The 25675-nt window shown below is 65.6% G+C and carries 23 protein-coding genes and 1 pseudogene; 15 read left to right on the top strand and 9 right to left on the bottom strand.

From position 1 onward, the window contains the following. Window positions 1–209: 209 nt before the first annotated feature. Both ubiM and HNP49_RS02990 read right to left on the bottom strand, forming a co-directional pair. Window positions 210–1382: a 5-demethoxyubiquinol-8 5-hydroxylase UbiM gene (gene ubiM / locus HNP49_RS02995; RefSeq protein ID WP_184680485.1), complete on the bottom strand. Its 1173-nt coding sequence runs from the start codon at window positions 1380–1382 to the stop codon at window positions 210–212. Window positions 1383–1526: 144 nt separating this feature from the next. Further along, window positions 1527–2537, bottom strand: coding sequence for an AraC family transcriptional regulator (locus tag HNP49_RS02990; RefSeq protein WP_260407031.1), 1011 nt, complete (start codon window positions 2535–2537; stop codon window positions 1527–1529). A 104-nt stretch (window positions 2538–2641) separates the two neighbouring features. Here HNP49_RS02990 and HNP49_RS02985 point away from each other — a divergent pair, with 104 nt between their 5' ends. Then, window positions 2642–3559, top strand: coding sequence for an SdiA-regulated domain-containing protein (locus HNP49_RS02985; protein ID WP_184680481.1), 918 nt, complete (start codon window positions 2642–2644; stop codon window positions 3557–3559). A 50-nt stretch (window positions 3560–3609) separates the two neighbouring features. Here HNP49_RS02985 and rpiA read toward each other — a convergent pair whose 3' ends face one another. Continuing rightward, entirely contained in the window at window positions 3610–4284 is a 675-nt protein-coding gene (gene rpiA / locus HNP49_RS02980) for a ribose-5-phosphate isomerase RpiA (RefSeq protein WP_184680479.1), read from the bottom strand. A 139-nt stretch (window positions 4285–4423) separates the two neighbouring features. Here rpiA and ilvA point away from each other — a divergent pair, with 139 nt between their 5' ends. Genes ilvA through HNP49_RS02960 form a run of 4 tightly spaced genes read left to right on the top strand, consistent with a single transcriptional unit; the run spans window position 4424 to window position 8126 of the window. Beyond that, the gene (ilvA, locus tag HNP49_RS02975; RefSeq protein WP_184680478.1) at window positions 4424–5938 is read left to right on the top strand and encodes a threonine ammonia-lyase, biosynthetic; all 1515 of its coding nucleotides are present in this window, start codon (window positions 4424–4426) and stop codon (window positions 5936–5938) included. A 10-nt stretch (window positions 5939–5948) separates the two neighbouring features. Then, window positions 5949–6389, top strand: coding sequence for a DUF2269 family protein (locus HNP49_RS02970; RefSeq protein ID WP_184680476.1), 441 nt, complete (start codon window positions 5949–5951; stop codon window positions 6387–6389). 1 nt (window position 6390) lies between these two features. Then, window positions 6391–7662: an SDR family oxidoreductase gene (locus HNP49_RS02965; RefSeq protein ID WP_184680475.1), complete on the top strand. Its 1272-nt coding sequence runs from the start codon at window positions 6391–6393 to the stop codon at window positions 7660–7662. Next, window positions 7659–8126, top strand: coding sequence for a DUF2269 domain-containing protein (locus tag HNP49_RS02960; RefSeq protein ID WP_184680474.1), 468 nt, complete (start codon window positions 7659–7661; stop codon window positions 8124–8126). The genes HNP49_RS02965 and HNP49_RS02960 overlap by 4 nt, the downstream gene beginning before the upstream one ends. Before the next feature lie 49 nt (window positions 8127–8175). Here the strand turns inward: HNP49_RS02960 and HNP49_RS02955 are convergent, their stop codons facing one another. After that, window positions 8176–8829 carry an HAD family phosphatase gene (locus HNP49_RS02955; RefSeq protein ID WP_184680473.1) on the bottom strand — a complete coding sequence of 218 codons (654 nt, stop codon included), beginning with the start codon at window positions 8827–8829 and terminating at the stop codon, window positions 8176–8178. A 171-nt stretch (window positions 8830–9000) separates the two neighbouring features. On the opposite strand from HNP49_RS02955, the gene HNP49_RS02950 reads away from it, so the two are divergent. The 4 genes and pseudogenes from HNP49_RS02950 (at window position 9001) to HNP49_RS02940 (ending at window position 12622) form a co-directional block, all read left to right on the top strand. Beyond that, the gene (locus HNP49_RS02950; protein ID WP_095940000.1) at window positions 9001–9480 is read left to right on the top strand and encodes an RNA pyrophosphohydrolase; all 480 of its coding nucleotides are present in this window, start codon (window positions 9001–9003) and stop codon (window positions 9478–9480) included. Between the two features lie 37 nt (window positions 9481–9517). Then, complete coding sequence (ptsP, locus tag HNP49_RS02945) at window positions 9518–11797, top strand: phosphoenolpyruvate--protein phosphotransferase (protein ID WP_184680472.1); 2280 nt, start codon at window positions 9518–9520, stop codon at window positions 11795–11797. Further along, window positions 11794–12135, top strand: a pseudogene (locus HNP49_RS18915) (DUF6929 family protein); the annotation flags it as partial. The gene ptsP and the pseudogene HNP49_RS18915, both read left to right, overlap by 4 nt. A gap of 40 nt (window positions 12136–12175) precedes the next feature. Then, window positions 12176–12622 carry a DUF6929 family protein gene (locus HNP49_RS02940; protein WP_184680471.1) on the top strand — a complete coding sequence of 149 codons (447 nt, stop codon included), beginning with the start codon at window positions 12176–12178 and terminating at the stop codon, window positions 12620–12622. Here the strand turns inward: HNP49_RS02940 and HNP49_RS02935 are convergent. Then, window positions 12608–13357, bottom strand: coding sequence for an NRDE family protein (locus HNP49_RS02935; RefSeq protein WP_184680470.1), 750 nt, complete (start codon window positions 13355–13357; stop codon window positions 12608–12610). The genes HNP49_RS02940 and HNP49_RS02935 overlap by 15 nt on opposite strands. 103 nt (window positions 13358–13460) lie before the next feature. Here HNP49_RS02935 and HNP49_RS02930 point away from each other — a divergent pair, with 103 nt between their 5' ends. The 4 genes from HNP49_RS02930 to HNP49_RS02915 are packed head-to-tail and all read left to right on the top strand — an operon-like array spanning window position 13461 to window position 16353. Beyond that, window positions 13461–14243 (top strand): sulfite exporter TauE/SafE family protein, encoded by a 783-nt coding sequence (locus tag HNP49_RS02930; protein WP_184680469.1) that lies wholly within the window; start codon window positions 13461–13463, stop codon window positions 14241–14243. Between the two features lie 9 nt (window positions 14244–14252). Then, window positions 14253–15053 carry a prolipoprotein diacylglyceryl transferase gene (gene lgt, locus HNP49_RS02925; protein WP_184680468.1) on the top strand — a complete coding sequence of 267 codons (801 nt, stop codon included), beginning with the start codon at window positions 14253–14255 and terminating at the stop codon, window positions 15051–15053. Continuing rightward, window positions 15053–15847, top strand: coding sequence for a thymidylate synthase (locus tag HNP49_RS02920; protein ID WP_184680467.1), 795 nt, complete (start codon window positions 15053–15055; stop codon window positions 15845–15847). The genes lgt and HNP49_RS02920 overlap by 1 nt, the downstream gene beginning before the upstream one ends. Then, entirely contained in the window at window positions 15844–16353 is a 510-nt protein-coding gene (locus HNP49_RS02915) for a dihydrofolate reductase (RefSeq protein WP_184680465.1), read from the top strand. Before HNP49_RS02920 ends, HNP49_RS02915 begins: the two co-directional genes overlap by 4 nt. Window positions 16354–16385: 32 nt before the next feature. Here the strand turns inward: HNP49_RS02915 and HNP49_RS02910 are convergent, their stop codons facing one another. The 4 genes from HNP49_RS02910 to HNP49_RS02895 form a co-directional block, all read right to left on the bottom strand. Further along, window positions 16386–19436 (bottom strand): ATP-binding protein, encoded by a 3051-nt coding sequence (locus HNP49_RS02910; protein ID WP_184680463.1) that lies wholly within the window; start codon window positions 19434–19436, stop codon window positions 16386–16388. A gap of 9 nt (window positions 19437–19445) precedes the next feature. Beyond that, entirely contained in the window at window positions 19446–20390 is a 945-nt protein-coding gene (locus HNP49_RS02905) for an ABC transporter substrate-binding protein (protein WP_184680462.1), read from the bottom strand. A 97-nt stretch (window positions 20391–20487) separates the two neighbouring features. After that, complete coding sequence (gene ilvD, locus HNP49_RS02900; RefSeq protein WP_184680461.1) at window positions 20488–22326, bottom strand: dihydroxy-acid dehydratase; 1839 nt, start codon at window positions 22324–22326, stop codon at window positions 20488–20490. Between the two features lie 235 nt (window positions 22327–22561). Further along, window positions 22562–23758 carry a class I SAM-dependent rRNA methyltransferase gene (locus HNP49_RS02895; RefSeq protein ID WP_184680459.1) on the bottom strand — a complete coding sequence of 399 codons (1197 nt, stop codon included), beginning with the start codon at window positions 23756–23758 and terminating at the stop codon, window positions 22562–22564. A gap of 191 nt (window positions 23759–23949) precedes the next feature. On the opposite strand from HNP49_RS02895, the gene HNP49_RS02890 reads away from it, so the two are divergent. Both HNP49_RS02890 and mutM read left to right on the top strand, forming a co-directional pair. Beyond that, the gene (locus tag HNP49_RS02890; protein ID WP_184681155.1) at window positions 23950–24768 is read left to right on the top strand and encodes an HDOD domain-containing protein; all 819 of its coding nucleotides are present in this window, start codon (window positions 23950–23952) and stop codon (window positions 24766–24768) included. Between the two features lie 86 nt (window positions 24769–24854). Continuing rightward, window positions 24855–25667 (top strand): bifunctional DNA-formamidopyrimidine glycosylase/DNA-(apurinic or apyrimidinic site) lyase, encoded by an 813-nt coding sequence (gene mutM / locus HNP49_RS02885; RefSeq protein WP_184680457.1) that lies wholly within the window; start codon window positions 24855–24857, stop codon window positions 25665–25667. The last annotated feature ends 8 nt before the right edge of the window (window positions 25668–25675 follow it).

Genomic DNA, 25675 nt, shown 5'->3' with positions numbered 1-25675 from the left:
TTCTTGCGCCAAGAAAGTCGGCGAGGCTTTCCCGATTCTGTCAGCGCGCTGGAGCGGGAAAAACGATAGATGCGGACAAAAGGAGATAGATGTGGCCAAGTTGGCGGGTAGGTCGGGTTGAGGCGCTAGGCGAGGAAGCCCAGCAATGCAGGCGGACGTCGCCGTGCTCAACGTCCACCGAGCGCCGAACCTCTCGTGAGTCGTTCGACTCAGGCGCCTGCGGTCAGATGCCGGGCAATGCCCTTCTTCAGCGGCAGCAAGCCCTGAGCCACGCGCAGGCCGGCGCCGCGCAGCAGGCGCACGGGCAGGCGGTCGTCGGTATACAGGCCGACCAGCAGGTTGGTGGCCTGGTACAGCGGCCAGGTCGCCAGGCGGTGCTGGCGCTGGTAACGCTCCAGCACGCCGGCCGCACCAATATCACGGCCCTTGCCGTGGGCTGCCAGCACGGCGTCGGCCAGGCGCTGCACGCTGCCCAGGCCGAAGTTGAAGCCGTGGGCGGTGACCGGGTGCATGCCCACGGCGGCATCGCCGATCAGCGCGCAGCGCGGTCCGATCAGGCGCTGGGCATAGGCGCCGACCAGCGGATAGGCATGCCGGCTGCTGACCAGCTGCATGGCGCCGAGGCGCCGGTCGAAGCGCTGCTCCATCTCGCGGGCAAAGGCGTCGTCGTCCAGTGCCTTGAGGCGTTCGATGTCGCGTGGCGGCAGGGTCAGTACCACCGACGAGCAGCGACCATTGAGCGGCAGCAGGGCCAGGGTCTGGCCGTAGCCGAACCATTCCCAGGCCACCTGCTGGTGGTCCTGTTCATGCTGCATGCGGCAGACCAGCATGGTCTTGCCGAAATCCTTGAGCTGCGCGCCGATGCCCAGCAGGCGGCGGGTTTCCGAAAAGCGGCTGTCGGCGGCCACCAGCAGGCGGCTGTGCAGCAGGCGGCCATCGCCCAGCTCGATTTCCACCTGAGCTGGGCTGTGGCGAATGGCGCGGACCTGGGTTTCGCCCAGCAGCTGCACGTCGGCGCACTGGCTGACGGCGGCATAGGCGGCGCGGCGGATGGCCTGGTTGGCCACCAGATGGCCGAGGCGTTCGGCGCCGGCCTGTTCGGCGTTGATCTTCAGGGCGAACAGCGAGGGGCCATTGAGCACTTGGGCATCGCGCAGAACGGCAACCTCCTCGGCGGGTAGGCGCTGCCACAGGCCGAGTTGTTCCAGCAGGTGCTGGGAGGCGTGGGTGAGGGCGATTTCGCGGCCGTCGAATTCCGCTTCGCGCAGGCTGCTTTCGCTCTGGCGCTCGATCAGAGCGATGGACAGACCGTGGCCGGACAGCGCGCGGGCCAGGCACAGGCCGGCCGGACCGGCGCCGATGATGGCGACATCGAAATTCATGGGGCAGCACTCCGCACAGACAAGTGTCGCGAGTCTAGGCAGGGTGCTGGCGGCAAACCTTGCGCCGGATCATGGAAGTGCGCGCGGCGCTGCGGCGGGTCGTCGCAGCGGTTCAGGGGCGCAGCGCCTCAACGTCTGAATGTCTCAACGCCTGAAGTTGCTTGGCGTCAGCCCGCTCCAGCGCAGGAAGGCATGGCGGAAGCTGGCCGTCTCGCTATAGCCGAGCTGTTCGGCGATCAGGTAGATCGGCAGGTCGGTGTGCAACAGCAACTGGCGGGCCTTGTCGTAACGCACCTCATCGAGCAGGTGCTGGAAGCTGGTGTTGAGCTGCTGCAGATGGCGGCGCAGGGTGCGGGCCGAACGGTGCAGGCGCGCGGCCACGCGCTCCAGGCTGGTGCACTGGCTGATGTCGCTGGCCAGCTGCTGGCGGATCAGCTCGCGCAGGTCCTGGCGGTTATGAAACTGGGCTTCCTGCTGCAGGCATTGCTGCAGGCCATGCTGAAAACTCACCGGGTCGGCCAGGGGCAGGGCGCGCTTGAGCAGTGAAGGGTTGAAGCACAGGGCATTGCAACCCGCGCCGAACTCCACCGGGCAGCCGAGCTTTTCGCTGTAGCTGGCGGCATACAGTGGCGGCCGGTAGTTCAGCAGCAGGCGCCGTGGCCGCGCGGCCTCGCCGAGCAGGTCCTGAATCACGGTGAGCAGCGAGGCCAGGCACAGCTCGGTGTTGAACACCGTCAGCTCCGGGGCGTAGCGGTAGCCGCTGGCAACCAGTCGTACTTCGTCGTCTTCGTGCTGCAGGGCGAGCTGGAAGTAGCTGCCGAGCAGTGCCGGATGGTCGATGGCCAGCTGCAGGGCATCGCCCAGGGTCGGGCTGGCCAGCAGGGTGTAGCCGAGCATGCCGTAGGCCGAGACATGCATGCGCTGGCCGAGCAGCAGGCCGAGGGCCGGGTCGCGTGTGCAGTTCAGGGCATTGGCCAGTACCTGCAGCTCCTGAGCGTGGCAGATCAGCCGCGCAGGGTTGTCCAGTTCATCCGGGCGGATGCCGCTGCCCTCCAGCAGGCGTTCGCTGGCAATGCCGGTACGTCCGAGCATCTGGGTCGCCAGGGTGACGGTGTGCAGGGTAGTGAAGGCGCGCTGTTCCGGTAACAGTGACATGCTCATCAGGCTCCTGGCCTTTGGTACCTTTGGTCACACACCATTCAGCTGCCGTTCAGCTGGCTGTGGTAATCATGCCGGGCTGATTCAGGGAGTGTGGAACCATGCCGTTGCTGTCCAAGTCTCGTGCCGTGCTGATTGCCGGCCTGTTGCTGGTGTTGCTGCCATTGTTGTGGGCGGGCCAGCAGTGGCGCGTATTCGAGCGCGGTTGGTTTGCAGTGCAAGAATGGCGCCACGCCGCCGAGTGGCGTGAGCGCTCGCTGTGGCTGCCGGACTATCAGGTGGTGATCGAGGCGCAACCGATTGCCGGCCTGGAAGACGATGTCTCGGCGCTGACCTACGACCCGGATCGGCGCAGCCTGTTCAGCGTGACCAACCAGAAGGCCGAGCTGATCGAGCTGTCGCTGGATGGGAAGGTGCTGCGGCGCATTCCGCTGGTTGGCTTTGGCGATGCCGAGGCGGTGGAATACATCGGCCCGGGGACCTATGTGATCAGCGACGAACGTGCTCAGCGCCTGTTCAAGGTGCACGTCGATGAGCGCACGCGCTGGCTGGATGCGGCCGACAGCGAGCAGCTCTCACTCGGCCTGGGGCTCAACGGCAACAAGGGTTTCGAGGGGCTGGCCTACGACAGCCAGGGCCGGCGCCTGTTTGTCGCCAAGGAGCGCGACCCGCTGCGCATCCTCGAAATCACCGGTTTCCCCAGTGCCGAGCAGCGCCTGAACCTGCAGGTGGCTGACGACCTCAAGCGCGATCGCCGGCTGTTCGTGCGCGACCTGTCCAGCCTGCAGTTCGATGAGCGCAGCGGCCACCTGCTGGCGCTGTCCGATGAGTCGCGGCTGGTGGTCGAGCTGGATGTCGATGGCCGGCCGATCAGCACCCTGTCGCTGCTGCGCGGTATGCACGGCCTCGCCCGCAGCGTGCCCCAGGCCGAGGGGCTGGCGATGGACGATGCCGGCGAGCTGTATTTGGTCAGCGAGCCGAACCTGTTCTACCGCTTCACGAAAAAGGCCGGCGAATAGCCGGCCTTTTCAATTCCAACTGGGTAGCCCGGTTCGGGCCGCCTCAGCGCTCAGTCGCGCTTGAGGGTCTTCACGCCGTCCTTGGTGCCGAGCAGCAGCAGGTCGGCCGGGCGGGCGGCGAACAGGCCGTTGGTGACCACGCCGACGATGGCGTTGATGTCACGCTCCAGTGCCACCGGGTCGAGGATTTCCAGGTTGAACACGTCGAGGATGATGTTGCCGTTGTCGGTCATCACGCCCTCGCGGTAGACCGGGTCGCCGCCCAGTTTCACCAGCTGGCGGGCGACATGGCTGCGGGCCATGGGGATGACTTCCACCGGCAGTGGGAAGGCGCCCAGTACCGGCACCAGCTTGCTCTCGTCGGCGATGCAGATGAAGGTCTGCGCCACGGCAGCCACGATCTTCTCGCGAGTCAGGGCGGCGCCGCCGCCCTTGATCAGGTGCAGGTGCTCGTCGCTCTCGTCGGCGCCGTCGACGTAGAACTCCAGGTCGCTGACGCTGTTGAGGTCATACACCGGAATGCCATGGGCTTTCAGGCGCGCGGCGGTGGCTTCGGAGCTGGCCACGGCGCCGTCGAAGTCCATCTTGTGCTGGGCCAGGGCGTCGATGAAAAAATTGGCGGTGGAGCCGGTGCCGACGCCGACCACGCTCTTTTCGCTGAGCTTGGGGCGGATGAAATCCATGGCTGCCTGGGCCACGGCCTGCTTGAGTTGATCCTGGGTCATGCTGCACCGCGCAAGAAAATGGAAAACCGGGCGGCGATTATAGCCGCTTTGCCTGGCTAAAACCCCGCATTGTCTGTGGTCGGGCGCGGTTCTGCTGGGTAGACTGGCGCATTCCGCCGCCAGCCAGTGAACTGCCGCAATGCTCGAACAGTACGTGAAGAAGATCCTCACCTCGCGCGTCTACGACGTCGCCGTGGAAACGCCCCTGCAGCCTGCCCGTCAGCTCTCCGAGCGCACTGGCAACCAGATTCTGCTGAAACGCGAAGATCTGCAGCCGGTGTACTCGTTCAAGATTCGCGGCGCCTACAACAAGCTGGCCCAGTTGAACCCGGAAGAGCTGGAGCGTGGTGTGGTCACGGCCTCGGCCGGCAACCATGCCCAGGGTCTGGCGCTGGCCGCCAAGCACCTGGGGGTGAAGGCGACCATCGTGATGCCGCGTACGACACCTGAATTGAAGGTACAGGGCGTGCGTTCGCGCGGTGGCAAGGTGGTGCTGCATGGCGATGCCTTCCCCGAGGCGCTGGCACACTCGCTCAAGCTGGTGGAGGAGAAGGGCTACAGCTATATCCACCCCTACGACGATCCGCTGGTGATCGCCGGCCAAGGCACCGTTGCCATGGAAATCCTCAGCCAGCAGCCGGGTCAGCTGGATGCCATCTTCGTGCCGGTGGGTGGCGGCGGTCTGATTGCCGGCATCGCCGCGTACGTCAAATACCTGCGCCCGGAGATCCGCGTGATCGGTGTCGAGCCGGATGACTCCAATTGCCTGCAGGCCGCCATGGCTGCCGGCGAGCGTGTGGTGCTGCCGAGCGTCGGGCTGTTCGCCGACGGCGTGGCGGTGGCGCAGATCGGCGTGCACACCTTCGACGTCTGCCGGCACTATGTCGACGAGGTGATCACCGTCAGCACCGACGAGATCTGCGCGGCGATCAAGGACATCTACGACGACACCCGCTCGATCACCGAGCCGGCCGGCGCGCTGTCGGTGGCCGGGATCAAGAAGTACGTCGAGCGCGAGGGCGTGCAGGGCAAGGTGCTGGTGGGCATCGACTCGGGTGCCAACATCAACTTCGACCGCCTGCGCCATGTGGCTGAGCGCGCCGAGCTGGGCGAGAAGCGTGAGGCGATCATTGCCGTGACCATTCCCGAGCAGCCGGGTAGCTTCAAGACCTTCTGCGAGGCCATCGGCAAGCGCCAGATCACCGAGTTCAACTACCGCTACCACACCGACGGTGAGGCGCACATCTTCGTCGGCGTACAGACCCACCCGGAAAACGACCCGCGTGCGGCGCTGGTGCAGGGCCTGCGCGACAAGGGCTTCCCGGTGCTCGACCTGACCGACAACGAGCTGGCCAAGCTGCATATCCGCCACATGGTCGGTGGCCATGCGGCGGCGGTGCCGGACGAGTGCGTGTTCCGCTTCGAGTTCCCCGAGCGGCCGGGCGCGCTGTTCAACTTCCTGACCAAGCTGGGCGGGCGCTGGAATATCTCGATGTTCCACTACCGCAACCACGGCGCCGCCGACGGTCGCGTGCTGGCCGCGTTGCAGGTCCCGCACGACGAGCGTCACCTGATTCCATCCGCGCTGGATGCCATCGGCTACCCGTACTGGGACGAAACCGATAACCCGGCCTACAAACTGTTCCTCGGCTAAGGAGATAAATGTGGAGTACTACACCCTGATCAAGGCGGCGCACAGCCTGCCTGCCCTGTTGCTGCTGCTGGGCATGCTGGCGCATGTGTTCATGCTGTTTAAGGCCTACCGCAGTGGCGATGCCGCCATGCTGGCGCGCAAGCTGCGCGTGACCCGTTGCTACAGCCTGCCGGCGCTGGGCCTGCTGGCGCTGAGCCTGCCGGTCAGCGGCTGGTGGCTGGCGCACCTGGCTGGCATTCCGCTGGGCCAGACTTGGCTGCTGGCCAGCAGCGTGCTGTTTGTCATGCTGATGGTGATGGCCGTGCTGCTGCGCGGTCGCCTGGCCGCCTGGGAAGCGCTCGGTGAAACTCCGGCGCCGCCGCGCCTGCTGATGATGACGGCGGCCTACGCCCTGCAATACATCGTGCTGCTGCTGGCCATCATGGGCCTGATGGGCGCCAAGCCGGTCTGATATGCGGGTCTTTCTGGTCGGCGCCAGCGGTTTTCTTGGCCGCCACCTGCTGACTGCGCTGACGGCTGCCGGCCACCAAGTGCTGGCCAGCAGCCGGCGTCCGCCAGAGCTGGCTTTGCCTGGCGTAGAGTGGCTGCCGCTCGATCTGCTGACGCTGACCGATGAGCCTCGGACCTTCGACTGGCCGGCGGGCGTCGATGTGCTGATCAATGCGGCCGGCGAGTTGTCTGCTGATCAGGCTGCCATGCAGTCTCTGCAAGGGCGCGCCACCTGTGCGCTGTTCGATGAGGCTGTGCAGCACGGCGTACGGGTGCTGCAGGTCTCCGCTCTGGGAGCGGGCGATCATCCCGATGTGGCATTTCTTGCCAGCAAGGCCGAGGCGGATGGGCATCTGCTAGGTCTGGGCGTTCCTGCCGTGGTGCTGCGTCCGTCGCTGGTGCTGGGGCCGGGAGGTACCAGCAGCGGCTGGTTGCAGCGGCTGTCGCCGTGGCCGCTGATTCCCTTGCTGAATAACCGGGCACGCCTGCAGCCATTGCATGTCGATGACCTGTGCGCGGCCGTATTGGCGCTACTGAGGCAATGGCCGGCGCAGCCCTGCGTGCTCCCGCTGGTCGGGCCGCAGGTGCTGACCCAGGGCGAGCTGCTTGATCGCTTGCGGGCTGCTCAGGGTTGGGCGCCGGCACGATACTGGGCATTGCCGGGTTGGCTAAGTTGGCCGCTGGCCAAGCTTGGTGAGTGGTGCGGGTGGCAGGCGCTGAACCGGCAGACCTGGCGCCTGGCCGGACGCGACAACCTGGGCAGCGGTGCGCCACTGGAGCAGGCCTGTGGCTATCGTGTCGCGCCGCTGGAGGCTCGTGTGCAGGACTGGCCGGTGGCGGTGCAGAGCATCAGTCAGGCGCTGCAGCCGGTGCTGCTGATAGTGCTGCTACTGATCTGGCTGGGTACGGCGCTGGTCTGCCTGGGCCCTGGCTATGACTGGGGGCTGCGCATCATGGCCGAGGCTGGCGTGACTGGCTGGCCGGCGGCGCTGGCGGTGATCGGCGGCGCGCTGTGCGACGGTCTGCTCGGCCTGGCTCTGCTGCGTTCGCGCTGGCGGCGCCGTGCGCTGCAGGCGCAGATCGCCCTGATGCTGGGCTACAGCCTGCTGATCAGCGTGCTGTTGCCGCACTACTGGTTCGACCCGTACATGGCGGTTGGCAAGAATGCCGCCGTGCTGCTGCTCAGTCTGTGGCTGCTGTGGCTGACCCCGCTGCCTGACAAGGAGCGTCGATGACGCTGTATCTGCTGCTGAAAACCCTGCATATCCTCTCGTCGACCCTGCTGTTCGGCACCGGCCTGGGCTCGGCCTACTACGCGCTGCGTGCCTGGCGCAGTGGTGAGGTGCAGGTGATTGCCACGACGTTCCGTCATCTGGTGGCCGCCGACTGGCTGTTCATCGCCACCACGGCGGTGTTCCAGCCGCTCAGCGGCCTGGCCCTGGCGCACCTGGCCGGTTGGCCGCTGAACCAGTACTGGCTGCTGTTGAGCCTGGGATTGTTCGTGCTGGCCGGACTGTGCTGGCTGCCGGTGGTGTGGCTGCAGATCCGCGTGCGTGATCTGGCGGCCGAGGCACTGGCCAGCGGGCAGCCGATCTCGCCGAAGGCCGGGCGCTATATGGCGATCTGGTTCGCCCTGGGATGGCCGGCCTTTATTGCCTTCGTCGCGATTTTCTTCCTGATGGTGATCAAGCCGATCTGAGGGTGGGCCGTATAAAGAAACGGGGCGCCTTGAGCGTCCCGTTTGCGTTTCAGCGCAGGCTGATCACTGGCCAGCCGCGTTCGTTGGCGATGCCGCGCAGGACGTCATCTGGGTCCACCGCCACCGGGTTGGCGGCCACCTGCAGCAGCGGCAGGTCGTTGCGCGAGTCGCTGTAGAAGTAGCTGCCTTCCAGGCTGAGGCCCGTCTCGGCCAGCCACTGGTTCAGGCGCGTGACCTTGCCATCCTGATAGCAGGGAGTGCCGGTGATCTGTCCGGTGTAGCGGCCATCCTGCATGCCGCACTCGGTGGCCAGCAGGGTGTCCACGCCCAGGCGCTCGGCGATGGGGCCGGTGACGAAGCGGTTGGTGGCGGTGATGATCACCAGCTTGTCACCCGCGTCGCGGTGCTCGGCGAGCAGGGCTTCGCCCTTGGCCAGGATGATGGGCTCGATCACCTCGGCCATGAACTCGTGGTGCCATTGCGCCAGCCGGGCCATGTCCGTGCGGCCGAGAATGGCCTGGCTGAAGTTCTGGTAGGCCACCACATCCAGCTTGCCGGCGCAGTAGTCGGCATAGAAGGCATCGTTGCGCGCCTGGTACTCGGCGGCATCGACCAGGCCGCGCTGGCAGAGGAATTCGCCCCAGCTGTGGTCGCTGTCACCGGCGAGCAGGGTGTTGTCGAGATCGAAGAGGGCCAGGCGCACGTTGGTTAACCTTTGTGGAAAAAACGAGGCGCACAGGATAAGGCAAAAGCACTGGCGATGCCCGTTCCGGCGGGGCCTTGCGGGCTTGCCACGCCGCCGCTGGAGCCTGCATTGCTGCGGCAGCGGGCTTTGTGGAACAATGCCTTGCATATGTGTTTTGAGGTGCCTGCCGTGATTGATTCCGATGGTTTTCGCCCCAATGTCGGCATCATCCTTTCCAATGATGCCGGGCAGGTCATGTGGGCACGCCGCATCAATCAGGATGCCTGGCAGTTTCCCCAGGGGGGCATCAACCCGCGAGAGACGCCGGAAGAGGCGCTGTTCCGCGAGTTGAACGAAGAAGTGGGTCTGGAGCCTGAGGATGTGAAGATCCTCGCCTGCACCCGTGGCTGGTTGCGGTATCGTCTGCCGCAGCGTCTGGTGCGCACCCACTCGCAGCCGCTGTGTATTGGCCAGAAGCAGAAATGGTTTCTGTTGCGCCTGACCGGCGCCGAGGACCGTGTGCGGATGGATGTGACCGGCAAGCCGGAGTTCGACGGCTGGCGCTGGGTCAGCTACTGGTATCCGCTGAATCAGGTGGTGACGTTCAAGCGCGAGGTTTATCGCCGCGCCCTCAAGGAATTGGCTCCGCGCCTGCTGGTACGTGAATAACTAGTGCGCGAATAACACGGGAGATACGGCCCTGACCATGCTCAACACGCTGCGCAAGATCGTGCAGGAAGTCAACGCCGCCAAGGACCTCAAGGCGGCGCTGGGCATCATCGTGCAGCGCGTGAAAGAGTCCATGGGCAGCCAGGTCTGCTCGGTGTATCTGCTCGACCCGGAAAGCAATCGCTTCGTGCTGATGGCCACCGAGGGTCTGAACAAACGCTCCATCGGCAAGGTCAGCATGGCGCCCAACGAGGGCCTGGTGGGCCTGGTGGGCAGCCGCGAGGAGCCGCTCAACCTCGAAGATGCGGCCAGTCACCCGCGTTATCGCTACTTCGCCGAGACCGGTGAGGAACGCTATGCCTCCTTCCTCGGCGCGCCGATCATCCACCATCGTCGGGTGATGGGCGTGCTGGTGGTGCAGCAGAAGGAGCGCCGCCAGTTCGACGAGGGCGAGGAAGCCTTCCTGGTCACCATGAGTGCCCAGCTCGCCGGGGTTATCGCCCATGCCGAGGCCACCGGTTCGATCCGTGGCCTGGGCAAGCAGGGCAAGGGCATTCAGGAAGCCAAGTTCGTCGGGGTGGCCGGTTCGCCGGGCGCCGCGGTCGGTTCCGCGGTGGTCATGCTGCCGCCGGCCGATCTGGATGTGGTGCCGGACAAGAGCGTCGACGATATCGACGCCGAGATGGAGCTGTTCGGCAAGGCCCTGGAATGGGTACGCGAGGACATGCAGGAGCTGTCGGCCAAGCTGGCCAAGCAGCTGCGCAAGGAAGAGCGCGCCCTGTTTGATGTTTACCTGATGATGCTGGAAGACGCCGCCCTCGGTGGCGAAGTGCGCGCCATCATCAAGACCGGGCAGTGGGCCCAGGGCGCCCTGCGCCAGGTGGTCAACGCCCATGTCGCCCGCTTCGAGCTGATGGACGACGCCTACCTGCGCGAGCGCGCCTCGGATGTGCGCGACCTCGGTCGGCGCCTGCTCGCCTACCTGCAGGAAGAGCGCAAACAGCAGCTGACCTATCCGGACAACACCATTCTGGTGGCCGAGGAACTGTCGCCTGCGATGCTGGGCGAGGTGCCGGCCGGCAAGCTGGTCGGCCTGGTTTCGGTGCAGGGTTCGGGCAACTCGCACGTGGCCATCCTGGCCCGCGCCATGGGCATTCCCACGGTGATGGGCGCGGTCGACCTGCCGTATTCCAAGGTCGACGGCATTGCCATGATCGTCGACGGCTACCACGGCGAGGTCTTCACCAACCCTTCGGCCGAGCTGTGCAAACAGTACCGTGCCGTGGTCGAGGAAGAGCGCCAGCTGGTCAAGGGCCTCGACGCCCTGCGCGGCCTGCCCTGCGAGACTCTGGACGGTCACCGCGTGCCGCTGTGGGTCAACACCGGCCTGCTGGCCGACGTGACCCGTGCCCAGGAGCGCGGCGCCGAGGGCGTCGGCCTGTACCGCACGGAAGTGCCGTTCATGATCAACGAGCGCTTCCCCAGCGAAAAGGAACAGATGCAGAACTACCGGGGTCAACTGGCGGCCTTCCACCCGCTGCCGGTGACCATGCGGACTCTCGACATTGGCGGCGACAAGGCGCTGCCGTACTTCCCGATCAAGGAAGAGAACCCCTTCCTCGGCTGGCGCGGCATCCGTATCACCCTCGATCACCCGGAAATCTTCCTGGTGCAGGTGCGCGCCATGCTCAAGGCCAGTGAGGGCCTGAACAACCTGCGCATCCTGCTGCCGATGATCTCCGGTCTGCAGGAGCTGGAAGAGTCGCTGCACCTGATTCACCGTGCCTGGGGCGAGGTGCGCGACGAGGGCGTGGACATCCCCATGCCGCCGGTCGGGGTGATGATCGAGATTCCCGCCGCCGTGTATCAGGTGCGCGAACTGGCCCGCCAGGTCGATTTCCTCTCGGTCGGCTCCAACGACCTGACCCAGTACCTGCTGGCGGTGGACCGCAACAACCCGCGGGTCGCCGACCTCTACGACTTCCTCCATCCGGCCGTGCTGCACGCGCTGAAACTGGTGGTCGACGGCGCCCATGCCGAAGGCAAGCCGGTGAGCATCTGCGGCGAGATGGCCGGTGATCCCGCGGCGGCGGTGATTCTGATGGCCATGGGCTTCGACTCGCTGTCGATGAACGCCACCAACCTGCCCAAGGTGAAGTGGCTGCTGCGTCAGCTCAGCCTGAGCAAGGCGCAGGAGCTGCTGGCGCAACTGCTGCGTATGGACAGTCCGCAGGTGATCCATAGCTCGCTGCACCTGGCCCTGCGTAACCTTGGCCTGGGCCGGGTGATCAACCCGGCCGCGACCATCCAGGCGTGACATCCCCCCTGCCACTGCAGGAACTGGCGACCCTGCGTCTGGCGGCTGCCAGCGCACTGGTGGCGCTGGATGAGCGGCTGTATGTGCTGGGCGACGACGAATTGCTGCTGCAGCGCTACAGCCTGACGGGTGGCTTTATCGATCAGCGGCCCCTGCTAGCGGGCGAGTTGCCGCAGGAGCCGGCGGAGCGCAAACGCCTGAAACCCGACTTCGAAATGCTCTGCGTGCTGCCGGGCGGGCGCCTGCTGGCGCTTGGTTCCGGTTCCACCGCGCAGCGCTGCCGGGCGGTGCTGGTCGACGGCGAGCAGACCCGCGTGATTGATCTCAGTGAGCTATATGGCGCGCTGGCGGCGCAGCTGCCTGAGCTCAATCTGGAAGGTGCGGTGGTGCAGGGGCAGGGCGCAACGCGGCAATGGTCGGGGCGGGGTCAATGCCCTGATCAGTCTGGACCTGTCACGGGTATTGGACGGACTGCACCAGGGCGGGCTATCGGCCGCTGCGCTGTTTGCTGTGCAGCCGGTCGAGCTGGGCGACTGGCAGGGCGTGTCGCTGAGCCTCACCGATCTGTGTCTGGACCGGCAGGGTCGTCTGCTGTTTTCCGCCGCCGCCGAGGACACCACATCGAGCTACCACGACGGTGCCTGCGCCGGTTCGGTGATCGGTTGCCTGGATGCCGGCAAGGTGAGCCAGCAGTGGCCTCTGGCCGGACAGGCCAAGATCGAAGGGCTGGTGATGCTTGCCGATGGCAGCCTGCGCCTGGTCAATGACCCGGATGACCGCCAGCAGCGCTCGCGCCTGTTTCGCCTCGACCTACCGCAGTTCTAACCGCGTCTCCCCCAGCGGCTCGCCATGCGGGCCAAAGCGGCGTTCGTGAATGCTCCGGCTGCCATCCTCCCATATCCGTACCAGGGTGCTGGCGCGGGTGCCGTAGGTGGCGCTGCGGATGAATACGCTGGACAGCAGGCGCTCGGTCTCGCGGCCGACACCGGTATCCGGCAGGTGCTCGTCGGCCGCCGGTTGCGGGTCGGCCAGCACGGCAAACAGGCGCTCGTCATCGGCGTCGTGCAGTGCCTGCTGCAGGCCCTGGCGGGCACGCAGCAGCTTTGGCCAGGGCGTATCGAGGGTGGCGTTGGACAGACCGTAGATGCCTTCGCCGAGCTGACGCGGCTGGGTTTCGCGCGGATTGAGGTGCCACAGTTGCCGGCCGTCGCCGAGCAGCAGGTTGAAACCGCTGAACTGGTGCAGCTGCGGCTGCAACTCGGCCATGAACTCAGCAGGGCTTTGCGTGCTGGCGAGAAAACGCGCCGGCAGCTCGCCGCGCGAGGCACTGCCCAGCGGTTGACGTGGATCGCGGATATTGGTCAGGGCGGCGAAGCGCCCGTTGGCGCCGAGGCCCAGCCAGGTGCCGCCGGCCTGCAGGTCACGGCCGGCCACCAGGCCGGGCACATCGTCCCAGGGCGCCAGTGCGGCGGCCGGGCGGGCATAGAACTCGTCGCGGTTGGCGGCCACCAGCAGGGGCAGGGCGTGGCCGGGGCGCCAGGCAAAGACGATCAGGCACATGGCAGGGCTCGTTCGGAATGAGCACTCAGACTACTGCATCCATCGGCGCGGGTGGAGGGCCGGCGGGGCATCCGTTACCATGCGCCTTTGTCTGGGGGACCTCATGGAATTTGCGCTCTACATGCTGCTCGGTGCGGCCGCTGGCGTTCTGGCCGGGCTGTTCGGCGTGGGCGGCGGCCTGATCATCGTGCCGGTGCTGGTGTTCAGCTTCGCGGCCCAGGGCTTTGCTCCGGAGGTGCTCACCCACATGGCGGTCGGTACTTCCCTGGCGACCATCATCTTCACCTCGATCAACTCGGTGCTGGAGCACCAGCGCAAGGGCGCGGTGCTGTGGCCGATCTTCACCTGGATGGCCGTGGGCATTCTGCTCGGCGCCGGCTTTGGTGCGCTGACGGCGGCCAGTATTCAGGGGCCGTTGCTGCAGAAGATCATCGGCGTGTTCGCCATCATCATCGCCGTGCAGATGGCCCTGGACCTGAAACCCAAGGCCGCGCGCGGCGTGCCGGGTAAACCGGGGCTGGTGGCCGCCGGCGGCGTGATCGGCTGGGCGTCGGCCATCTTCGGCATCGGTGGCGGTTCGCTGACTGTGCCCTTCCTGACCTGGCGTAGCGTGCCGATGCAGCAGGCCGTGGCGACCTCATCGGCCTGCGGCCTGCCCATTGCCATCGCCAGTGCCCTGAGTTTCCTGGTGATCGGCTGGGGTCAGCCGGGGCTTCCGGCCTGGAGCCTGGGCTATGTGTATGTGCCGGCGATGGTCGGGATTGCCCTGACCTCGATGTTTTTTGCCCGCTTTGGTGCGCGCCTGGCTCACCGCCTGCCGCCGCGCCTGCTCAAGCGTCTGTTTGCCCTGCTGCTGCTCAGCGTGGGCCTGAGCTTTCTCGTCTAAGGAGTTGTGATGCTGGCTTATCCGCAGATTGACCCGGTGGCCATTGCCCTCGGACCGCTGAAAATCCACTGGTACGGCCTGATGTATCTGGTCGGCATTGGTGGCGCCTGGCTGCTGGCCAGCAGCCGGCTGAAGGCGTTCGATCCGGCCTGGAGCAAGGACAAACTGTCCGATCTGGTGTTCTGGGTCGCGATGGGGATCATTCTCGGTGGCCGCTTCGGCTATGTGCTGTTCTACAACTTCGGGCATTTCCTCGCCGATCCACTGTCGCTGTTCAAGGTGTGGGAGGGCGGCATGTCCTTCCATGGCGGCTTTATCGGCGTGATGCTGGCCACCTGGTGGTTCGGCAAGCGCAACGACAAGACCTTCTTCGAGCTGATGGACTTTATCGCCCCGCTGGTGCCGATCGGTCTGGGCGCCGGCCGCTTGGGCAACTTCATCAACGCCGAGCTGTGGGGCAAGGCCACCGATGTGCCCTGGGCGATGGTCTTCCCCACCGATCCGGCTCAGCTGCCGCGCCATCCGTCGCAGCTGTACCAGTTCGCCATGGAGGGCGTGGCGCTGTTCCTCATCCTCTGGCTGTATACCCGCAAGCCGCGGCCGACCATGGCGGTGTCCGGCGTGTTCGCCCTCAGCTACGGCTGTTTCCGCATCATTGCCGAATTTGTCCGCGTGCCGGATGCCCAGCTGGGTTACCTGGCCTTCGGCTGGCTGACCATGGGCCAGTTGCTGAGCCTGCCGATGGTGATTGTCGGCATTGCTCTGATCGTTTTCGCTTACCGTCGCCAAGCGGCGCAGGGAGCCGTCTGATGAAACAGTACCTCGATCTGATGCGCCATGTGCGCGAGCACGGCACCTTCAAGAGTGACCGCACCGGCACCGGCACCTACAGCGTGTTCGGCTACCAGATGCGCTTCAACCTGGCCGATGGCTTCCCCATCGTCACCACCAAGAAGTGCCACCTGAAATCCATCATCCACGAGCTGCTGTGGTTCCTGCAGGGCGACACCAATATCCAGTACCTGAAGGACAACGGCGTCAGCATCTGGGACGAGTGGGCCGATGAGAACGGCAACCTTGGCCCGGTGTACGGCTACCAGTGGCGCAGCTGGCCGGCGCCGAACGGCGAGTCGATCGACCAGATCAGCAAACTGATCGAGATGATCAAGAAGAACCCGGACTCGCGCCGCCTGATCGTTTCGGCCTGGAACCCGGCGCTGGTGGACCAGATGGCCCTGCCGCCGTGCCATGCGCTGTTCCAGTTCTATGTCGCCGACGGCAAGCTCAGCTGCCAGCTGTACCAGCGCTCGGCCGACATCTTCCTCGGCGTGCCGTTCAACATCGCCAGCTATGCCCTGCTGACCCTGATGGTGGCGCAGGTCTGCGATCTTGAACCCGGCGAGTTCATCTGGACCGGCGGCGACTGCCACCTGTATGCCAATCACATCGAGCAGACCGACCTGCAGCTGTCGCGCGAGCCGTTGCCGTTGCCGGTGATGAAGCTCAATCCGGCGGTCAAGGACCTGCTGGCCTTCCGCTTCGAGGACTTCGAGCTGGTCGGCTACCAGTCGCATCCGCATATCAAGGCGCCGGTGGCGGTATGAGTCTGCCGCTGTGCCTGATCGCCGCCATGGGCGATAACCGCGTGATCGGCGTGGACAATCAGTTGCCCTGGCGTCTGCCGGGTGATCTCAAGTACTTCAAGGCCAGAACCCTGGGCAAGCCGGTGGTGATGGGCCGCAAGACCTGGGACTCGCTGGGCCGGCCGCTGCCGGGCCGGCTCAACCTTGTGGTCAGCCGCCAGGCCGGCCTGCAGCTGGAGGGGGCCGAGGTCTTTGCCTCACTGCCGGCTGCGTTGCAGCGCGCCCAGGCCTGGGCACAGGAGCAGGGTGTCGACGAGGTGATGCTGATCGGCGGGGCGCAGCTGTATGAGCAGGCACTGCCGCTGGCCGAGCGCCTGTACCTGACCCGGGTAGCGCTCAGCCCGGCCGGCGATGCCTGGTTCCCGCCTTTCGAGGGGCCGCAGTGGCAGCGTACGGCTTGCACCGAGCATGCCGCTGAAGGCGAAACGCCGGGGCATAGCTATGAGGTCTGGCAGCGCCAGGTCTGATTGCCGCTAGCAGGTAGTTTTTCAACAGCCTGCTAGGTTTGCGCCTGGCAACAGGCCAGCGCCGCCTGGCTGTGCTGCTCGACGCCGGCACGCAACTGCTGGGCCGCCTCGCGCAGCGGCTCTAGGGGCAGTTGCGCGGGGGCGTGTTTCAGCTGTTGTTCCAGTGCCGCCGCCTGCTGGCTCAGCGCATCCATGCCGAGGGTGCCGGAGCTGCCCTTGAGGCTGTGGGCCATGCGGTGTGCGGTGGGCCAGTCGGCGCCGTCGATCGCCGTGCACATTTCGTCGGCCATGCTGCCGGCTTGTCTGGCGAACTCCTGCAACAGGTTGCTCATCACGGCCGTGCCCAGCTGCTCGCACATCTGCACGATGCGAGGGTAGTCGACAGGTCCTGGCTGGCTGGGCATTGGCTGCGGCTCCTCGGTGGCCTCGGGCGTGGGCGCGTCATGGGTGGCGGGCAGGTAGCGTTGTAGCACTTTCAGCAGCTCGTCGCGCATCACCGGTTTGCTGAGGAAATCATCCATGCCGGCCTCCAGGCAGCGCTGGCGACTTTCCTTGTAGGCGTTGGCGGTGAGGGCAATGATCGGCAGGTGCCGGGTGCCGCCAAGGCTGGCCTCATGGGCACGGATCGCCCGGGTGGCATCCAGGCCGTCGAGCACCGGCATCAGGCAGTCCATCAGCACCAGATCGAAGGTTTCGCGGGTGCAGGCTTCCACGCCCAGCTGGCCGTTGTCGGCGAACGCCAGGGTCAGGCCGTAGGGTTCGAGCATGGCGCGGATCACCTGCTGGTTGAGCTGGGTGTCCTCGACCACCAGCAGTCTGCCGTGCAGGCGCTGCGGCAAGCTGGTCGGGTTGGATAGGCTTGCTGCAGCGGTCGTCTGGTTCGGGTCGAGCAGTTGCTGCACGGCCTGCAGCAGTTCGCTGCGTTTGCCCGGCTGCGGCAGGCGCCGTACGCCGACCGGGCAGCGGCAGTGCTCGTGCGGCAGGCTGCACAGCCACAGCTGTGGCTCGCTGCGCAGCTGGGGCGGCAGGCTACCGCCGATGCGGTCGCTGATCAGCAGCAGGTCGTGCGGCGGCAGAGTGTCGTTGGCCTGTTCGGCGTACAGCAGGATGCAGCCCTCGCGAGCCAGGCTGCTCTGCACGATCTCCAGGCTCAGCGGCTGCGGGTCGAGCAGCAGAATGCGCTTGTCACTCAGACTGGGGGGCGATGCCGTGTGCTGCTGGGTCTGGCAGGGCAGGGTGAGGTCGAGGGTGAAACAGCTGCCCTGTTCCGGCGCGCTGCTGACGCTGATGCTGCCCTGCATCAGTTCCAGCAGCCTGCGGCTGATCGACAGGCCCAGGCCGGTACCGCCGAATTCGCGGGTGGTCGATGAGTCGGCCTGGGTGAAGGGCTGGAACAGGCGCGCCTGTTGTGCCTGGGTCATGCCGATGCCGGTGTCGCGGATGCGCAGGCGGAAACCGGCGCTGCCAGTCAGCTGCCGGGTGACGCTCAGCTCGATGTGGATATGGCCCTGGCGGGTGAACTTGACGGCATTGCTCAACAGGTTGAGGACAATCTGGCGCAGGCGGATCGGGTCGCCGAGGATCGCCACTGGCGCATCGGGATCGATCAGCAGGTATAGCTGCAGCTCTTTCTTCTGGGCGTGTGGCTGCATCAGTTTGCAGGCGTCGAGGAGGATGTCTTCCCAGTTACAGGCGGTGTGCTCCAGGCGCAGCATGCCGGCTTCGATCTTGGACAGGTCGAGGATGTCGTTGAGCAGGGTCAGGAGCAGCTCGGCGGAGTGTTGCAGGGTGCCGACCAGCTCCCGCTGCTGGTTGTTCAGGGGCGTATCGGCCAGCACCTGAGCCATGCCGATCACCCCGTTCATCGGTGTGCGGATCTCATGGCTCATGGTGGCGAGGAATTCGCTTTTGGCCCGGCTGGCGCTTTCCGCCGATTCGCGCGCCTGCTGCAACAGGCGCTCGGCTTCCTTGCGTTCGCCAATGTCATGCAGCATGACGGTGAAGATTTCTTCATCGTGCAGGTGGATGTGGCTGCAGGTCATGGCCAGTTGTAGCGGGGCGCCGCTCTGGCTGCAGCCGAGCAGCTCGCCAGTGAACTGGCTGGGCGGCGCCTCGCTGCGGAACTCGTGGCGTAGCTGGCGCAGGCGCTCGCGGTCACTGTTGGTGTAGACCAGTTGCATCACCGACTGGCCGAGCAGGGCCTGTTCGGTATAGCCGAACAGGCGGCACAGGGTGGGGTTGGCGTAACTGATCAGTCCGCGGCCGTCGACCAGCAGAATGCCTTCGGCCGCGGAGGCGAGGATGCTCTGCAGGCGCGCCTTGTCGCGCTGTTCGCGTTGGTACTGCTGGTACAGCGTTTGCGCCAGTACCTGAAATTCGCCCTGTGCCTCCTGGCTGGCCTGCTGCAGGCGCAGCTCGGGATTGCCACTGGCGATGGCCTGCAGCAACTGGTTGAGCGGCGCCAGCACCTTGCGCCGCAGCAGGCCGACCAGCAGGGCGAGGAGTATGGCGGTGCCGAGCATCAGCAGTGCGCTCTGTTGCAGGATGCGCTGCTGCTGGACGTTCTGCAGCGCGCCGGTATCCAGGCCGAGGTAGATGGCGCCGGGACTCTGCAGCTGATCGAGCAGTTGCGAGTTGCTCAGCAGGATGGGCATGGCGAAGTCGCGGTGTTGCTGGTCGTGCTCCTCGACATTGGCACTCAAGGGACGATGTTCGCGCAGGCTGCGCTCGATCAACCGGGTATCGCTGCCGCCGAGGGCGCTGAGGGGCTTGCCGATGTCGCTGGCGTCGAGGCTAGCGACTACCTGCAAGGGCTCGCCGGCGACGATGAGCAATTCATGCACGCCGCTTTCTGCGCCCATGGCGAGAATAATGCGCTGCAGCTCATGGCGGCGGTCGACGGTTTCCGCGGTCATCTGCAGGTTGCTCATCAGCGAGTCGGCGCGCTGCTGGATCAGTTGCTCGCCGGTATGCCGGTTGGTACTCGCAGAGAACACCAGCAGCAGCACACCGAGTACCAGCCAGGCGCCGGCCAGCGGCAGCATGATCAGCCAGTTGAGGGGCAGGGTACGGCTGCGCGGCATGGGCATGACTCAGGGCTGCGGTGCAATCAGCGTAGCCAGCGCCTGCGGCTGGCGCAGCTCGCCGCTGTCCAGCAGCACCTGCTGGGTGGCTTGCAGGGCCTTGAACAGGCGCTGGTCGGGGCCATGGAAGGCGGCCTGGTCGGCGCTGTCGAGCATTTTCAGATCATGCTCGGCGGCGTTGCGGAAGTCTTCCGCACTGATGCCCTCGCGCGCGGCCATGATGGCGTAGGCCTCTTGCGGGTGGGCACGGCTGTAGAGCAGGGCACGGTTGAAGGCGCGCAGCAGGCCGTCGACCTGTTCGCGGCGCTGTTGCACCACGCTGGCGTCGATGGCCAGTACGTCGAGTACTTCGCCGGGAATCTCGCGGGTGCTGAAGAGCGGCTGCAGCTGCGGGTTCTTGAGCATGTCCACGGAGAAGGGCGCGTAGGTTACGGCGGCATCGATCTCGCCATTGGCGAGAGCGCGGTGCATTTCCGCCTGCGGCATGCCGACCTGCCGGACGGCATGCAGATCGACGCCCCGGTGCGCCAGGGCGCGGGCGAGGATGTAGCCGTTCAGGGTGCCGGGTTCGATGGCCACGCGCTTGCCGGTCAGCGCTTTGAGGCTGTCGATGCCGCGCCGGGCGACGATCAGGTCGCCACCATTGGAATAGTCCGGCAGGTAGACCACCTGGGGGCGGCGTTGGCTGTTCTGCGCTGCGATCAGGGTTTCGATCAGGGTGCCGCCGAAACCATCGGCCTTGCCCAGCTCGAAGGCGCGGCGCGAGTCATTCAGCGAGCTGAACTGGAGAATGCGTACCTCGACGCCCTCGGCCTCGAACAGCTTGAGACGTTCGGCCAGGTAGAGAAATTCGTAGCCAGGCCAGGGGTTGATGGCGATGCGCAGTGGGGGATGCGGCGTTTCGCGGCAGGCGCTGAGCAGCAGGATCACGGCAATAAACAAGCTGCGGAGCATAGAAGGGCTCTCCCGGACATTGCCTTCACTATAGACAGGCAAATGCCAGCCATGAAAAAGCCCGGCGCTGTGCCGGGCTTTTTCACCGCGGGGCGACTCAGTCGTCCAGCAGGGCCTTGTTGCGCACCGCGCCCTTGTCGGCGCTGGTGGCGAGCAGGGCGTAGGCTTTCAGCGCGGTGGTCACCTTGCGTGGGCGCGGCTGTGCCGGTTTCCAGCCCCGCTTGTCCTGCTCGGCGCGGCGCTTGGCCAGTTCGTCATCGGACACCAGCAGGTTGATCGAGCGCTGGTGGATGTCGATGAGGATCTTGTCGCCTTCGCGCACCAGGCCGATGGCGCCACCAGCCGCCGCTTCCGGCGAGGCGTGACCGATCGACAGGCCGGAGGTGCCGCCGGAGAAACGGCCGTCGGTGAGCAGGGCACAGGCCTTGCCCAGGCCCTTGGACTTCAGGTACGAGGTCGGGTAGAGCATTTCCTGCATGCCCGGGCCGCCTTTCGGGCCTTCGTAACGGATGATGACGATATCCCCGGCCTTCACTTCATCGGCGAGGATGCCCTTCACGGCGCTGTCCTGGCTCTCGAATATTTTCGCCGTGCCTTCGAACACATGGATGGATTCATCCACGCCGGCGGTCTTCACCACGCAGCCGTCGAGGGCGATATTGCCGTACAGCACGGCCAGGCCGCCTTCCTGCGAGTAGGCGTGCTCGACCGAGCGGATGCAGCCTTCGGCGCGGTCGTCATCCAGGGTTTCCCAGCGGGTCGACTGGCTGAAGGCGGTCTGGGTCGGGATGCCCGCCGGGCCTGCCTTGAAGAAGGTGTGCACGGCCTCATCGCGGGTCTGGGTGATGTCCCATTGGGCGATGGCGTCGGCCATGGTCTTGCTGTGGATGGTCGACACGTCGGTGTGCAGCAGGCCGCCACGGGCCAGCTCGCCGAGGATGGAGAAGATGCCGCCGGCGCGGTGCACGTCTTCCATATGGTACTTCTGGATGTTCGGCGCCACCTTGCACAGCTGCGGCACCTTGCGCGACAGACGATCGATGTCGCGCAGGTCGAACGGCACTTCGCCTTCCTGGGCCGCGGCCAGCAGGTGCAGGATGGTGTTGGTCGAGCCGCCCATGGCGATGTCCAGGCTCATGGCGTTCTCGAATGCCTTGAAGTTGGCCACGTTGCGCGGCAGTACCGACTCGTCGTTCTCGCCGTAGTAACGCTGGCACAGCTCGACGGCCAGGCGCCCGGCGCGCAGGAACAGCTGCTCGCGGTCGGCGTGGGTGGCCAGGGTCGAACCGTTGCCCGGCAGGGCCAGGCCCAAGGCCTCCATCAGGCAGTTCATCGAGTTGGCGGTGAACATGCCGGAGCAGCTGCCGCAGGTCGGGCAGGCGCTGCGCTCGTATTCGGCGACTTTTTCATCGGAGCAGGAGTCGTCGGCGGCCACCACCATGGCGTCGACCAGGTCCAGGCCGTGGCTTGCCAGCTTGGTCTTGCCGGCTTCCATCGGCCCGCCGGAGACGAACACCACCGGAATGTTCAGGCGCAGGGCGGCCATCAGCATGCCGGGGGTGATCTTGTCGCAGTTGCTGATGCAGACGATGGCGTCGGCGCAGTGGGCGTTGACCATGTATTCCACGGAGTCGGCGATGATCTCGCGGCTCGGCAGGGAATAGAGCATGCCGTCGTGGCCCATGGCGATGCCGTCGTCGACGGCGATGGTGTTGAATTCCTTGGCCACGCCGCCGTGCTTCTCGATCTCGCGGGCGACCAGCTGGCCGAGGTCCTTCAGGTGCACGTGGCCGGGCACGAACTGGGTGAAGGAGTTGGCGATGGCGATGATCGGCTTCTTGAAGTCTTCGTCCTTCATCCCGGTGGCGCGCCACAGGGCGCGGGCGCCGGCCATGTTGCGACCGAAGGTGGAGGTTTTCGAGCGGTAATCGGGCATGACGGATTCCTGCGGCTATCAGGTTCGGTATCAGGGTTGCGTGAGCCGGGTCGGGCAACAGGGGCGGCACGATGGCCGGAGTTGCCCGTCTGACTGGCTACGAAACGGGGTCGCCGTTCGCTCAGTCGTGGCTCACAAGCCCGCCGGGGATGGTTGGCAAGGGATGCCAGGATTCTACGCGGGGTGCGTCGGACGCGAAAGGCTGGCGGTCGGGCTGGCCGCCAGCCTGGCGTGATCAGCTGTTGGGCAGCAGGCGGCAGGTCAGGCTCTTGATGTAGCGCGTTTCGTGGATCGCCGGGTGTACCGGATGGTCCGGGCCCTGGCTGCCGCGCTCGAGCAACTGGATATTGCGGTCGAGGTGGCGGGCGCTGGTCAGCAGGATGTTCTGCAGGTCGTCTTCGGGCAGGTGCATGGAGCAGCTGGCGCTGACCAGGATGCCGTCCTTGTTGAGCAGGCGCATGGCCTGTTCGTTGAGGCGGCGGTAGGCGGCCTCGCCGTTTTTCAGGTCCTTCTTGCGTTTGATGAAGGCAGGAGGGTCGGTGATGATCACGTCGAAGCGCTCTTCCGAGGCCTTGAGCTCCTTGAGTGCCTCGAACACGTCGCCTTCGACACACGCCATCTTCTCGGCCACGCCATTGAGCGCGGCGTTGCGCTCGACGCCGTCCAGGGCAAAGCCCGAGGCATCCACGCACATCACTTCGCTGGCACCGAAGGCCGCGGCCTGCACGCCCCAGCCGCCGATGTAGCTGAACAGATCGAGCACGCGCTTGCCCTTGACGTAGGGCGCCAGGCGCGCACGGTTCATGCGGTGGTCGTAGAACCAGCCGGTCTTCTGGCCTTCACGCACCGGTGCCTCGAACTTTACCCCGTTCTCTTCCAGGGCAACCCAGTCCGGCACCTGGCCGTAGGCCGTGTCCACATAGCGCGGCAGGCCTTCGGCGTCGCGCGAGCTGGCGTCGTTGCGCAGCAGGATGCCGGTGGGTTTGAGCACCTGAACCAGTGCTTCGACCACATCGTGCTTGTGGTGCTCCATGGTCGCCGAGGCCAACTGGACCACCACGTGGTCGCCGAAGCGATCGACCACCAGGCCCGGGAGCAGGTCGGAGTCGCCGTATACCAAACGGTAGAACGGCTTGTCGAACAGGCGCTCACGCAGCGACAGGCAGACATTCAGGCGGTGAACCAGCAGCGACTTGTCGAGGATGTGTTTGACTTCGCGCGACACCAGGCGGGCACAGATCAGGTTGTTCGGGCTCATCGCCACCACGCCCAGTGGCTTGCCACCTGCCGCTTCGAGGATGGCCTGGTCGCCGGGGGCGAAGCCGGCCAGTGGGGTGGCGGCGACATCGATCTCGTTGCTGTAGACCCACAGGTGACCGGCGCGCAGACGGCGATCGGCATTGGCTTTGAGGCGCAGGCTGGGCAGGCTCATGGGGCAGGCTCTCCGGAAAAAGGCCGGCATTATAGCCGAGCGACAGCCTGTCCGGCCCTTGCCATAAATCATGATTAGGCTGGTGCCTTTGCGGCTACACTTGAGATCACTTTTCGGTCTTCTGGCGCGTGACAGTCATGGCAGTAGAGCTCAGCGAAGGGCAAATCCAGGAATTTCTGCATGGCATCAGCGTGCCGCCCCAGCCGCAGATCATGGTCGATCTGCAGATGGAGCAGTTGATGCCTGAGCCCGACCTGAAGGCCATCGCCAGGCTCATCGGTCAGGATCCTGGGCTGTCCGGGGCGTTGCTGAAGATCGTCAATTCGCCGCATTTTGGCCTGGCCAACCGCATCGCCTCGATCCAGCAGGCGGTCAACCTGCTCGGTTGCAACACGGTGATCAACCTGATCAATGCCCAGTCGATCAAGGGCGAAATGAGCGACGAGACCATCGTCACCCTCAACCGCTTCTGGGATACCGCCCAGGATGTGGCGATGACCTGCCTGACCCTGGCCAAGCGCATCGGCTACCAGCCTGCCGACGAGTGCTATGCCCTGGGCCTGTTCCACAACTGCGGCATTCCGCTGATGGTCAAACGCTTCCCCGACTACATGCAGGTGCTGGAAGAGGCCTATGCCAGCAACAACGACGAACGCCGCGTTGTGGACGTGGAGAACGACAGGCTCAATACCAACCACGCCGTGGTCGGCTATTTCACCGCGCGCTCCTGGCGCCTGCCGGAGCACCTGTGCGAGGCCATCGCCAACCATCACAATCTGCTGGCGATCTTCACCGAGGATTCCTCGCGCAATGCCCGTCTGAAAACCCTGCTGGCCATTCTCAAGATGGCCGAGCACATCTGCGCCTGCCACCGGGTGCTGGGCAAGCAGGCCGAGGACCACGAGTGGGCTGTGCTGCAGCCCACCGTGCTGGAATACGTCGGACTTTCCGAGTACGACTTCGAGAACTGCATGGACAGCCTCAACGAACTGGGTGTCGGCTCCGCGTGATGCCGTCGTGCCAGCCCAGTGGTGGGCTGGTGAGGCGTCGGTGGCGCTGCTAAGGTGACGGCCTGCTGTTTATCTGTCTGGTTGTCATGCCTGAATTACCCGAAGTCGAAACCACCCGTCGCGGTATCGAACCCCACCTGCTGGGGCAGCGTGTCAGTCGTGTCCTGGTGCGCGAGCGCCGACTGCGCTGGCCGATTCCCGAAGATCTGGATGTCTGTCTGTCCGGCCAGCGCATCGAGGCGGTCGAGCGTCGCGCCAAGTACCTGCTGATCAAGGCCGAAAGCGGCACGCTGATTGCCCATCTGGGTATGTCCGGCAGCCTGCGTCTGGTGCCGGTTGGCACGCCGGCGGCCAAGCACGAGCATGTCGATATCGAGCTGGAGTCGGGCCTGGCCCTGCGCTACACCGATCCGCGCCGTTTCGGCGCCCTGCTCTGGAGTCGTGAGCCGCTGGCCCATGAGCTGCTGATCAGGTTGGGGCCCGAGCCGCTGGGCGGCGCCTTCGACGGTGAGCGCCTGTATGAGCTGTCGCGCGGGCGCAGCATGGCGGTCAAACCCTTCATCATGGATAACGCGGTGGTGGTCGGCGTTGGCAATATCTACGCCACCGAGGCGCTGTTTGCGGCGGGCATCGACCCGCGCCGCGAGGCCGGGAGCATTTCGCGGGCTCGCTACCTGCGCCTGGGCGAAGAGATCAAACGTATCCTTGCTCATGCCATCGAGCGCGGCGGCACCACGCTGCGCGATTTCGTCGGCGGCGACGGCCAGCCTGGTTACTTCCAGCAGGAGCTGTTCGTCTACGGACGAGGTGGCGAATTCTGCAAGTGCTGCGGCAGCACCCTGCGCGAGGTCAAGCTGGGCCAGCGCGCCAGTGTCTACTGTGGCAAGTGCCAGCGCTGAACCCCGTC

This window comes from Pseudomonas fluvialis, from assembly GCF_014207935.1.
Classification (GTDB): domain Bacteria; phylum Pseudomonadota; class Gammaproteobacteria; order Pseudomonadales; family Pseudomonadaceae; genus Aquipseudomonas; species Aquipseudomonas fluvialis_A.
The sequence above is the reverse complement of the archived record's forward strand: the minus strand, read 5'-3'. Positions and strand labels throughout refer to the sequence as shown.

Bases quoted from the DNA above. Each gene is read 5' to 3' on its own strand.
- ubiM (WP_184680485.1), bottom strand. From the start codon at position 1,382: ATGAATTTCGATGTCGCCATCATCGGCGCCGGTCCGGCCGGCCTGTGC.
- HNP49_RS02990 (WP_260407031.1), bottom strand. From the start codon at position 2,537: ATGTCACTGTTACCGGAACAGCGCGCCTTCACTACCCTGCACACCGTC.
- HNP49_RS02985 (WP_184680481.1), top strand. From the start codon at position 2,642: ATGCCGTTGCTGTCCAAGTCTCGTGCCGTGCTGATTGCCGGCCTGTTG.
- rpiA (WP_184680479.1), bottom strand. From the start codon at position 4,284: ATGACCCAGGATCAACTCAAGCAGGCCGTGGCCCAGGCAGCCATGGAT.
- ilvA (WP_184680478.1), top strand. From the start codon at position 4,424: ATGCTCGAACAGTACGTGAAGAAGATCCTCACCTCGCGCGTCTACGAC.
- HNP49_RS02965 (WP_184680475.1), top strand. From the start codon at position 6,391: ATGCGGGTCTTTCTGGTCGGCGCCAGCGGTTTTCTTGGCCGCCACCTG.
- HNP49_RS02960 (WP_184680474.1), top strand. From the start codon at position 7,659: ATGACGCTGTATCTGCTGCTGAAAACCCTGCATATCCTCTCGTCGACC.
- ptsP (WP_184680472.1), top strand. From the start codon at position 9,518: ATGCTCAACACGCTGCGCAAGATCGTGCAGGAAGTCAACGCCGCCAAG.
- HNP49_RS02935 (WP_184680470.1), bottom strand. From the start codon at position 13,357: ATGTGCCTGATCGTCTTTGCCTGGCGCCCCGGCCACGCCCTGCCCCTG.
- HNP49_RS02930 (WP_184680469.1), top strand. From the start codon at position 13,461: ATGGAATTTGCGCTCTACATGCTGCTCGGTGCGGCCGCTGGCGTTCTG.
- lgt (WP_184680468.1), top strand. From the start codon at position 14,253: ATGCTGGCTTATCCGCAGATTGACCCGGTGGCCATTGCCCTCGGACCG.
- HNP49_RS02920 (WP_184680467.1), top strand. From the start codon at position 15,053: ATGAAACAGTACCTCGATCTGATGCGCCATGTGCGCGAGCACGGCACC.
- HNP49_RS02915 (WP_184680465.1), top strand. From the start codon at position 15,844: ATGAGTCTGCCGCTGTGCCTGATCGCCGCCATGGGCGATAACCGCGTG.
- HNP49_RS02910 (WP_184680463.1), bottom strand. From the start codon at position 19,436: ATGCCGCGCAGCCGTACCCTGCCCCTCAACTGGCTGATCATGCTGCCG.
- HNP49_RS02905 (WP_184680462.1), bottom strand. From the start codon at position 20,390: ATGCTCCGCAGCTTGTTTATTGCCGTGATCCTGCTGCTCAGCGCCTGC.
- ilvD (WP_184680461.1), bottom strand. From the start codon at position 22,326: ATGCCCGATTACCGCTCGAAAACCTCCACCTTCGGTCGCAACATGGCC.
- HNP49_RS02895 (WP_184680459.1), bottom strand. From the start codon at position 23,758: ATGAGCCTGCCCAGCCTGCGCCTCAAAGCCAATGCCGATCGCCGTCTG.
- mutM (WP_184680457.1), top strand. From the start codon at position 24,855: ATGCCTGAATTACCCGAAGTCGAAACCACCCGTCGCGGTATCGAACCC.